Annotated in this window: 8 protein-coding genes; 6 read left to right on the top strand and 2 right to left on the bottom strand. The window is 70.1% G+C overall.

The features are described from left to right. On the bottom strand, positions 1 to 395 hold a 395-nt coding region (locus tag ABNT58_RS14370; RefSeq protein ID WP_348754146.1), incomplete at its 3' end, for a MarR family transcriptional regulator. Positions 396 to 476: 81 nt separating this feature from the next. Here ABNT58_RS14370 and ABNT58_RS14365 point away from each other — a divergent pair. After that, a complete protein-coding gene (locus ABNT58_RS14365; RefSeq protein ID WP_348754145.1) occupies positions 477 to 1,493 on the top strand; it encodes a tripartite tricarboxylate transporter substrate-binding protein in 1,017 nt (338 codons plus the stop codon). Between the two features lie 14 nt (positions 1,494 to 1,507). Further along, positions 1,508 to 3,058: a sulfatase-like hydrolase/transferase gene (locus ABNT58_RS14360; RefSeq protein WP_348754144.1), complete on the top strand. Its 1,551-nt coding sequence runs from the start codon at positions 1,508 to 1,510 to the stop codon at positions 3,056 to 3,058. Between the two features lie 19 nt (positions 3,059 to 3,077). Here ABNT58_RS14360 and ABNT58_RS14355 read toward each other — a convergent pair whose 3' ends face one another. Then, the gene (locus tag ABNT58_RS14355) at positions 3,078 to 3,422 is read right to left on the bottom strand and encodes a phage holin family protein (RefSeq protein ID WP_348754143.1); all 345 of its coding nucleotides are present in this window, start codon (positions 3,420 to 3,422) and stop codon (positions 3,078 to 3,080) included. Between the two features lie 129 nt (positions 3,423 to 3,551). Here ABNT58_RS14355 and ABNT58_RS14350 point away from each other — a divergent pair, with 129 nt between their 5' ends. The 4 genes from ABNT58_RS14350 to ABNT58_RS14335 form a co-directional block, all read left to right on the top strand. Next, on the top strand, positions 3,552 to 4,283 hold the full coding sequence (locus tag ABNT58_RS14350; RefSeq protein WP_348754142.1) for an energy transducer TonB: 732 nt from the start codon (positions 3,552 to 3,554) through the stop codon (positions 4,281 to 4,283). A 6-nt stretch (positions 4,284 to 4,289) separates the two neighbouring features. Further along, positions 4,290 to 5,042 carry a MotA/TolQ/ExbB proton channel family protein gene (locus ABNT58_RS14345; RefSeq protein WP_348754141.1) on the top strand — a complete coding sequence of 251 codons (753 nt, stop codon included), beginning with the start codon at positions 4,290 to 4,292 and terminating at the stop codon, positions 5,040 to 5,042. A 24-nt stretch (positions 5,043 to 5,066) separates the two neighbouring features. Further along, positions 5,067 to 5,486 carry a biopolymer transporter ExbD gene (locus ABNT58_RS14340; RefSeq protein WP_348754140.1) on the top strand — a complete coding sequence of 140 codons (420 nt, stop codon included), beginning with the start codon at positions 5,067 to 5,069 and terminating at the stop codon, positions 5,484 to 5,486. Between the two features lie 141 nt (positions 5,487 to 5,627). Further along, positions 5,628 to 6,838, top strand: a 1,211-nt coding sequence (locus ABNT58_RS14335) for a TonB-dependent receptor plug domain-containing protein (protein WP_348754139.1), incomplete at its 3' end; no start/stop codon positions are given.

Genomic DNA, 6,838 nt, shown 5'->3' with positions numbered 1-6,838 from the left:
CGCAGCGGCGGCTCCAGCACCGACAGCAGCTCGCAGTGGATGCCGGCGACCTGCGGAAACAGCTCGTCGTACAGCGCGTGCCCGCTGTCGGTCAGGCTCACCACCGCGCGGCGGGCATCACCGGGCCGGGCTTGACGCATGACCAGCCGCTTGCCCACCAGCGAGCCGATGGCGCGCGAGGTGCGCGCCCGGTCCAAGGCGGCTTCTTCCGCCAGCGCCGACGGCGCCAGCGGCCCGCGCGCGGCCAGCAAGGCCAGCAGCCGCCACTCACGGCGCGAAATGCCGTAGCGCCCTTCGCACAGCCGGATCACCGGTGCGCCGCCCAGCGTCAGCAGCCGCATCAACCGGTAGTTGAGCAACTCGTCGAGCCGTTGCGGTGGGGTGATTCCCGACATGGATTGATTTCTGCAACTGATGGGTCGGTGACTAGAGTGCAGGGCAGCTGGCAGCCCGACGGGCAGCCCCGGAGCACACCGATGAACCGCCACCCGCTGCATGCTACCGCCCGCCCCGCGCAGGCCCCCGACGCCCGGCGCCGCCGCCTGCTGGCCGCGCTGCCCGCCGCCGCCGTGCTGGGTCCATGGCCGCTGGCCGGCCGCGCCGCTTCGCTCGACGGCCCGCTGACCGTGGTGGTGCCCTACGCGCCCGGCGGCACGTCGGACGTGGTGGCCCGCGTGGTGGCCGAGCGGCTGCAGCCGCTGCTGGGCGTGACGGTGGTGGTGGACAACCGCACCGGCGCCGGCGGCCGCATCGCGATGCAGCAGGTCAAGCGCACGCCGGCCTCGCAGCACGTGATCGTGCTGGGCAACCCGGCGGTGATGGTGGTGGCGCCGGTGGTGTTCAAGGACGCGGGCTATGAGCCGGCCGACTTCGCGGCGCTGTCCAACGTCAGCCTCTACGACTTCGCCATCGCGGTGGGCCGCGAGGTGCCGGTCAAGGCGCTCACGCACCTGGTGGCCTGGCTGCGCGCCAACCCGCAAAGCGCCAACTTCGGCGTGCCGGCCACCGGCAGCCTGCCGCACTTCTTCGGGCTGATGCTGGGCGAGCTCACTGGCCTGCAGCCACAGATCGTGGGCTACCGCGGCTCGGCCCCGCTGGCCACCGACCTGATCGGCGGCTCGCTGCCGGTGGGCATCGACACGCTGGACGCGCTGCTGCCCCAGCATGCGGCCGGCAAGCTGCGCATCCTGGCGATGTCGGGCACGCAGCGCGCGGCCTTCGCCCCCGACATTCCCACCTTCACCGAGGCGGGGCTGAAGATCGCCGCCAACGGCTGGAACGCCTTCTTCGCACCGGCCTCGATGCCGGCCGAGCGGCGGCGGGTGCTGTCCGATGCCATCGCCACCGTGATGAAGGAGCCGGCGCTGCAGGCCCGCTTCACCGAACTGAAGTTGACCCCGGTGAGCAGCACCGCGGCGCAGACCGAGGCCATGCTGCAGGCCTACCGCGCGCAGTGGCTGCCGGTGGTCAAGCGCTCCAACTTCCAGGCTTGAGGCCGGCCGCACCCATGAACGTGCTTTTCATCATGGCCGACCAGCTGCGCTGGGACCACCTGTCCTGCGCCGGCCACCCGTACCTGCGCACCGCCCACCTCGATGCGCTGGCCCGCCGCGGCGTGCGCTTCGACCGCGCCTTCGTCAACAGCGGCGTCTGCGGCCCCAGCCGCATGAGCTACTACACCGGCCGCTACCCCATCAGCCACGGCGCCACCTGGAACCGCGTGCCGCTGTCGGTGGGCGAGGTGACGATGGGCGAGTACCTGCGCGGCGCCGGCCGCAGGCTGGCGCTGGCCGGCAAGACGCATGTGATGCCCGACCAGGCCGGCCTGGAACGCCTGGGCATCGACGGCCAGACCGAGCTGGGCACGCTGCTGATGCGCGGCGGCTTTGAAGAGGTGGACCGCTACGACGGCCATCACCCGCCCGGCAGCGAAAGCGGCTACCCCGCCTACCTGCGCGCCCAGGGCTACGACAGCGCCGACCCCTGGACCGACTACGTGATCGCCGGCATCGACGCCCAGGGCCAGGTGCACAGCGGCTGGCACATGCGCCACGTGCACCTGCCGGCGCGCGTGGCCGAGCGCCACTCCGAAACCGCGTACATGACCGACCAGGCCATCGGCTTCATGCAGCGCCAGGGCAGCCAACCCTGGGTGCTGCACCTGAGCTACGTGAAGCCGCACTGGCCCTACATGGCGCCCGCGCCCTACCACGCGATGTACACCGCCGACCAGTGCCTGCCGGTGGTGCGCAGCCAGGCCGAGCTGCAGCACGCCCACCCGGTGGTGGCGGCCTACCGCCAGCAGGAAGAATGCGTGAGCTTCCAGCGAGACGACTGCATACGCACCGTGCGGCCGGCGTACCAGGGGCTGATTCATCAGCTCGACGATCACCTGGGCCGGCTGTTCAACGAGATGGAGCGGCTGGGCGTGCTGGACGACACGCTGATCATCTTCACCGCCGACCACGGCGACTTTCTGGGCGACCACTGGCTGGGCGAGAAAGAGCTCTTCTACGACACCGTGCAGCGGGTGCCCTTCATCGTGGTCGATCCGCGGCCCGAGGCCGATGCCACCCGCGGCACGGTGGATTCGCGCTTCGTGGAAGCGGTGGACGTGCTGCCCACGGTGCTCGACCTGCTGGGCGTGCCCGGCGCCAGCCAGCGCATCGAAGGCCGCAGCCTGCGGCCGCTGCTGGAAGGCACGGCCACCGACTGGCGCGGCTTTACCTATTCAGAGCTGGACTACGGCTTTCGCGAAGCGCGCCGCACGCTGGGCATGACGCCGCAGCAGGCGCGGGCCTTCTCGCTGCGCAACGAGCGCTGGCGCTACGTGATGTGGCTGGACCAGCCCGAGCAACTGTTCGACCTGGCCGCGGACCCCGACCAGATGCACGACCTGGGCACCGACCCCGGCCATGCCGGCGTGCGCGCCGAGCTGCGCAACCGCCTGCTGGACTTTCTGGCGCGGCGCAAGCACCGCACCACGATGAGCGACGAAGCCGTGGAGCGCTCGACGGCAGCGCACAAGCGCGCGGGGGTGTTCTTCGGGCAGTGGTGACCTGCCCCCACGCGGACGGTCAGAAGAGCCGTTCCATCGCCACGTCGATCACCATGCCGGCCAGGCTGTAAATCAGCGAGCCGATCAGCGCCGCCACGAAGCCGGTGACGTAAAAGCCCTGCAGCACGCTGGCCGCCATCCAGAAGGTGATGGCGTTGATGACGAAGAGGAACAGCCCCAGCGTCAGCAGCGTGACCGGCAGCGTCAGCAGCACCAGCACCGGCCGCACGATGGTGTTCAGCAAGCCCAGCACCAGGGCCGCGATCAGCGCCGAGCCAAAGCTCTGCACCGCCACACCGGGGTAGAGATAGGCCACCAGCAACAGCGCGGCGGCCAGCAGCATCCAGCGAACGATCAGCTTCATGCGGCGCAGCATACCTGCTGCGCCTGGCCTGTCGCGTCCATCAGACAAGGAGAGGTTCTTAATGGGAACTGTTCTCATTCTTGTTAAGATCTCTTAACGTTGTCTCTGGTTCTTTCCCATTTCCAAGCCATGACCCTTGCACGACCGGCCGCCGCCGTGCCCGCAGCGCCCGCCCCGGCACCGCTGCGCCCACCGGCCCAGCGCGACGAACTGCCCGGCGGCGCCCGCACCGCGCTCACCGCCGGCATCGTGGTCGCGCACGTGGCGGCGCTGTGGGCGCTGCTGCAGGTGGATGCGGTGCGCCAGGCCGTGGCCGAGGTGGCGCCCATCGTGGTGGACATGGTGGCGCCGCCGGCGCCGGTACCCACGCCACCGCCGCCACCGCCCCCACCGCAGCCGCGCCCCAAGACCCCGCCGGCGCCCGCGCCGATCATCGCGGCCGCGCCTTCGCCTTCGCCCACGCCGCCCACCTTCGTGGCACCGCCGCCGCCGCCCGAGCCGCCGGTGCCGCAGCAGGTGTTCACGCCCCCGGCGCCGCCCGCGCCACCAGCCCCCGCACCCGCCCCGGCCGGCCCGAAGGTGGTGCCGGCCAGCGCGCTGCGCTGGCGCGTGCAGCCGCCCATCGAAGTGCCGCTGGCCTCTCGCCGCATGGGCGAAAGCGGCACCGTGGTGCTGCGGGTGGTGGTGGACACGCGCGGCATGCCCGCCCAGTGGTCGGTCATCCGCTCGTCGGGCTATCCGCGGCTGGACGCCAACGCCACCTCGGCCATGGCCCAGGCCCGCTTCGAACCCTGCACTGAAAACGGCGTAGCCGTCGTCTGCGAAAGCACGGCCACCTTGTCTTACGAACTGGAGCGTTGACCCTCGATGGAACCCACCAACACCCTTGGCTTCGGCCACTTCATTGCGCAAAGCGACGCCGTCGGCAAGACGCTGCTGGGCATCCTCATCGTGATGTCGGTCGTGTCCTGGGCCCTGATCGCGCTCAAGGGCATCACGGCGCTGGTGCGCAACCGCCGCAGCACCGCCTTCCTCGACTTCTTCTGGAATGCCCGCTCGCTGGACGCGGTGCAGCACGAGATCGCCACCCATGGCGCGCGCGATCCGTTCTCGCACCTCACCGCCCATTCGATGCATGCGCAGGCCCACCATGCCAAGCACGGCGCCGCGCGCCTGGCCGAAGCCGGCAGCGCCAACGACTTCATCACCCGCACCATCAAGAAGGTGCTGGACGAAGAAACCACCCGCCTGGAAAGCGGCCTGACCACGCTGGCCACCGTCGGCGCCACCGCGCCCTTCGTGGGCCTGTTCGGCACCGTCTGGGGCGTGTACCACGCGCTGGTGGCCATCGGCATGAGCGGCTCGGGCACGCTGGACAAGGTGGCCGGCCCGGTGGGCGAGGCGCTGATCATGACCGGCATCGGCCTGGCCGTGGCCATCCCGGCCGTGATGGCCTACAACGCCTTTACGCGTAGCAACCGCGTGCTCACCGCCCGCCTCGATGCGTTCGCGTATGAGCTGCACAGCTTCCTGACGCTGGGCGAAGCGCCCGGCGCCGGTGCGCAGCAATCGGCCGGTGCCAGCGTGCGCCCGCTCAAGCCCGCGGCCTCGGCGGCCTGACGCGGCGCCCAGGAGTCCACGACCATGGCTTTCGCTTCCTTCGACGCCAAGCGCAGCAATGCGCCGGTGGCCGAGATCAACATGGTGCCGCTGATCGACGTGATGCTGGTGCTGCTGGTGATCTTCATCGTCACCGCGCCGCTGCTCACGCAGGCCGTCAAGCTCGACCTGCCCAAGGCCGATTCGCAGGCCAACCAGCCCAAGCCGGAGCGCATCGAGTTCGCGATCGACGCCGCAGGCACCCGCTACTGGAACGGTGAGCCGGTGACGCGTGAAGTCGCGGCCGAGCGCTTCCTGGCCGAAGGCCAGAAGCAGCCGCAGCCCGAGATCCAGCTGCGCGCCGACCAGGCCGCGGCCTACCGCAACGTGGCCGAGACGCTGGCCGATGCCTCGCGGGCCGGCCTCAGCAAGATCGGCTTCGTCAGCGAGCCCGAGAAGCGCTGATCCCGCGCGGCCTGCAAGGGCCGTCGCCTTTTTCCGGATTCCGGCCAGCCATCGCCCGCCGGCAGCCGGTGGCCGCGCCCTGACGCGGCCACCGCTCATCGTCACGACCCCAGACACCAAAGACTGACTTGAGGGACAACCATGTCTAAACGCACTTCCCGCCCCGCGATGCTGCCGCTCGGCGCCCTGGCCGCCGGCTTCGGCTTTGCCAGCCTGGCCCTGGCCCAGACCGAGCCGCCCAAGAAGGAATCCGAAGCACTGCCCGTGGTGCGCGCCAAGGCCGCGGCCGAGACGGCCACCACCAGCAAGCAGAACGTGCAGGCCACCGACACCCGCATTGGCAAAGGCAAGCAGGAGCTGCGCGACGTGCCCCAGTCCATCACCGTGCTGACCGAGCGCCTGATCGACGACCGCAACCTCGACACGCTGAAGGAAGCACTGAAGAACACCGCCGGCATCAGCTTCCAGGCGGCCGAAGGCGGCGAAGAAGACATCCGCCTGCGCGGCTTCTCGCTGCAGTCCACCGGCGACATCTTCATCGACGGCCTGCGCGACCCCGCCTTCTATGAACGCGATTCCTTCAACTGGGACCGCCTGGAAGTGCTGCGCGGTTCGGCCTCGATGCTGTTCGGCCGCGGCTCCACCGGCGGTGCGGTCAACCAGGTGAGCAAGCAGCCCTTCAGTTACGACCAGAAGGAAGTCTCGGTCACCATCGGCTCGGGCAACTTCGTGCGTGCCACGACGGACCTCAACGTCAAGACCGGCGAGAACTCGGCCCTGCGCATCAACGCCATGGCCAACAAGGCCGACAACTGGGGCAACAAGATCGACAAGCGCGGCATCGCGCCCACCTTCCGCTGGGGCATCGGCCTGCAGGACGAATTCAGCGTCGGCCTGTACCTGCTGGACAACGACAACGGCGTGACCTACGGCCTGCCCTGGCTGAACGGCGCCGGCAAGGACGGCGGCCCCGGCCTGGTGCCGGTGAGCCCGAAGGCCTACTACGGCATGGCCAGCGACTACGCCAGCGCCAACGTCACCATCGGCACCGGCAGCCACCTGCACCGCTTCGACAACGGTGGCGAACTGCGCAGCGTGCTGCGCATCTCCAAGTACCAGCGCGACCAGCGCGCCAGCGCCGTGCGCTTTGCCGCTGCCAACCTGCAGCCTGGCCGCCAGGCCGTCACCCGCGACACGATCAGCGACGCCACGGTGCTGACCCGCGGCACGCAGAACAAGATCATGGACCTGGACACGGTGGCGCTGCAAAGCGACTACACCGGCAAGTTCAAGGGCTTCGGCGGCACCCACGACGTGGCGGCCGGCGTCGACTTCACCGGCGACAAGTTCAT

This window comes from uncultured Aquincola sp. (assembly GCF_964001545.1).
In the GTDB taxonomy this organism is placed as follows: Bacteria; Pseudomonadota; Gammaproteobacteria; order Burkholderiales; family Burkholderiaceae_C; genus Aquincola.
Note: the sequence above shows the minus strand (reverse complement) of the source record. Positions and strands in the feature narration are given on the sequence as shown.